Source organism: Arthrobacter sp. SO3, assembly GCF_020532825.1.
Classification (GTDB): domain Bacteria; phylum Actinomycetota; class Actinomycetes; order Actinomycetales; family Micrococcaceae; genus Arthrobacter.
Genome location: NZ_MQTS01000004.1, coordinates 1 through 2,744, shown reverse-complemented (window position 1 = coordinate 2,744; position 2,744 = coordinate 1). Strand labels below are relative to the sequence as shown.

General features: G+C 67.5%; 3 protein-coding genes. All 3 read right to left on the bottom strand.

Features of this window, described 5'->3' with window-relative positions:
- The coding region (locus BJQ90_RS00370) for an alpha-amylase family glycosyl hydrolase (protein ID WP_264196792.1) at positions 1 to 783 on the bottom strand (783 nt) is incomplete at its 3' end.
- The gene (locus BJQ90_RS00365; RefSeq protein WP_226758332.1) at positions 780 to 1,691 is read right to left on the bottom strand and encodes a carbohydrate ABC transporter permease; all 912 of its coding nucleotides are present in this window, start codon (positions 1,689 to 1,691) and stop codon (positions 780 to 782) included. The genes BJQ90_RS00370 and BJQ90_RS00365, both read right to left, overlap by 4 nt.
- The coding region (locus tag BJQ90_RS00360; RefSeq protein WP_226758331.1) for a carbohydrate ABC transporter permease at positions 1,688 to 2,744 on the bottom strand (1,057 nt) is incomplete at its 5' end. The genes BJQ90_RS00365 and BJQ90_RS00360, both read right to left, overlap by 4 nt.

The window sequence follows — 2,744 nt, the reverse complement described above, 5'->3', positions numbered from 1 at the left end:
GCGGTAGACCTCGTGGACTTCCTCCTGGTCCGAGACCTGCGGGTTGGACCGCAGCCCGTCCACCACCCCGCCGGTGGAGGGCGAGTCGGGCAGGCCCTCGGCCTTGAACAGGGCGTGCGCGACGTCGATCCGGAGGCCGTCCACGCCCTTGTCGAACCAGAAGCGGAGCACGCCGTCGAAGTAGTCGCCGACGGCGGGGTTGCGCCAGTTCCAGTCCGGCTGTTCGGGGGAGAAGAGGTGCAGGTACCAGTCCGTGTCCGTCGCCGAGCCGGGGGCGGCGCGGCTCCAGGCCCGGCCGCCGAAGACGCTCTGCCAGTTGTTCGGGGGCGTCTCGTCGTCGCAACCTTCAACAAAGTGGAACATGTCCCGTTCCGGCGAGCCCGGCGCAGCCGCGAGGGCCGCCTGGAACAGCGGGTGCTCCGAGGAGCAGTGGTTGGGGACGACGTCGAGCAGGACGCGCAGGCCCAGCGAGTGGGCGAGATCCAGCAGCTCATCGAACTGCTCCATGGTGCCGAACAGCGGGTCCACGCCGCAGTAGTCGGACACGTCGTAGCCCTGGTCCACCTGCGGGGAGGGCTGGAACGGGGTCATCCAGATCCCGTCCACGCCGAGCGAGGCGATGTACGGCAGCCGGGCGGTAAGCCCGGCGAGGTCGCCCACGCCGTCGCCGTCGCCGTCGGCGAAGGAGCGCGGATAGACCTGGTAGATCACGGCGGACTGCCACCAGTGCACGTCCGGCGTGAGGGTGGTTTCCTCGACGGTGCCGGACTCAACAGGACTCATTTGCTGGCGCCCGCTGTGAGGCCTTCGACGATCCGGCGCTGGAAGATCAGCACCATGATCACCAGCGGGACGGTGACGATCACGCCGGCGGCCATCTGCTCGCCGAAGGGCGCCTGGAATTCGGTGGCGCCGGTGAACTTGGAGATCGCGACCGTGGCGGTCTGGATCTTGGGGTCGTTGATCATGGACAGGGCGATGATGAACTCGTTCCAGCTGTGGATAAACGTCAGGATCGCGGTGGTGAAGACGCCCGGCGCGGCGAGCGGCAGCAACACCCGGCGGAACGCCTGCCACTTGGTGCAGCCGTCGATCATGGCCGCCTCTTCAAGGTCGAACGGCAGGGCCTTCATAAAGGTGGTGAGGTTCCAGACCGCCAGCGGGATCGCGAAGGACAGGTTCGGCACGATCATCGCCTGGTAGGTGTTGATCCAGCCGATGTCCGTGAAGAGCCGTAGCAGCGGCACCACGACGGAGATGCCGGGGAACATCGAGGTGGCGATGATGACGCCGAGGATCACGGACTTGAAGCGGAAGTTCAGCCGGGAGATGGCGTAGGCGGCGAACACGCCCAGGACCAGCGCGAACGTGGTGGTGGTGCCGGCCACGATCAGGGAGTTCAGCAGGGCCTGACCGAACATCGTGGAGCCGTCGAACACCTTGGCGTAGTTCTCCAGCGAGAACGGGGCCGGCAGCAGGGTGTTGTCGAAAATGTCCGCGGTGCGGCGGAGGCTGGAGACCAGCATCCAGTAGAACGGGGCCAGGCAGTAGGCGAAAATCAGGGCCAGGCCGGCATAGACGCTGTAGGAGCGCCAGGTGCGCTTGGCTTTGGGCCGGTTCGACGGCGGGGCGTCGGCTGGGGCGGCGGCGCCGGAGTCCGCCGCGGCGTTGCGGAGGTCGGAGATGGTCATCGGGTGGCCTCGTCCTTCTTCTGGTCAGAGTTCGCCTGGTCAGCGGTCGACAGGTCAGCGGTGGCCGGCGCCTGGTTTGCCGCGAGGCGGTTCTTCCGGGCGGTTTTCTTCGACAGCAGTTTCAGTTCCTTGGCGCCGGTGACGTCGGCGCCGAGCACCTTCACGAACACGATCGCGACGACGGCGACGTACAGGAAGAGCATGACGGCGAACGCGGACGCGGAGCCGTAGCGGAGCTGGTTGGATTCGTCCCACGCCAGCATGGAGAGGGTTTCCACGGATTCCTTGCCGGGACCGATCAGCACGAAGGGCAGGTCGAACATGCGCAGGGCGTCGAGCATGCGGAACAGCACGGCCACCAGGAGGGTGGGCTTGACCAGCGGGAGGGTGATGGAGCCGAGCTGGCGCCACCAGCCGGCGCCGTCGATCCGGGCGGCCTCGTAGACCTCGCCGGGGATGATCTGCATGCCGGCCAGGACCAGCAGCCCGATGAACGGGGCGGTCTTCCAGACCTCGGCGATGATGACGGCGAGTTTGGAGGCGTTGCCTTCGGCGGTCCAGAGGATTTCGGATCCGAGGAGGTTGTTAGCGATGCCGTCGGACTGGAAGATCCAGCGCCACAGCAGGCCGGAGACGGCGGTGGGGACGGCCCACGGGACCAGGATGCTGGCGCGCAGGAAGGACCGGCCGCGGAACGCCCGGTTCATGGCCAGGGCCAGGCAGAGGCCCAGGACGGTCTCGAGGAACACCGTGGTGACGGTGAAGAAGGTGGTGTTGGCGAAGGCGTTCAGGAAGCGCCGGCCGGATTCGCCGACGAACAGGTCGGCGTAGTTGGCCAGGCCCACGAAGGACTCGACATCGGAGACGAAGCCGTCCGCGTCCAGGCCGGATTCGGCGCGGAACAGGGACTGGTGCACGGCGGAGAGCAGCGGGTACACGATCACCAGGGCCAGCACCAGGATGGTGGGGGAGAGCAGCATCGCGGCCATGCGGCCTTCACCGGGGGAGCGGTTGCCGCGTTTGCGGGGGCTGCCTGGGTGGGGCGTGCCGGTC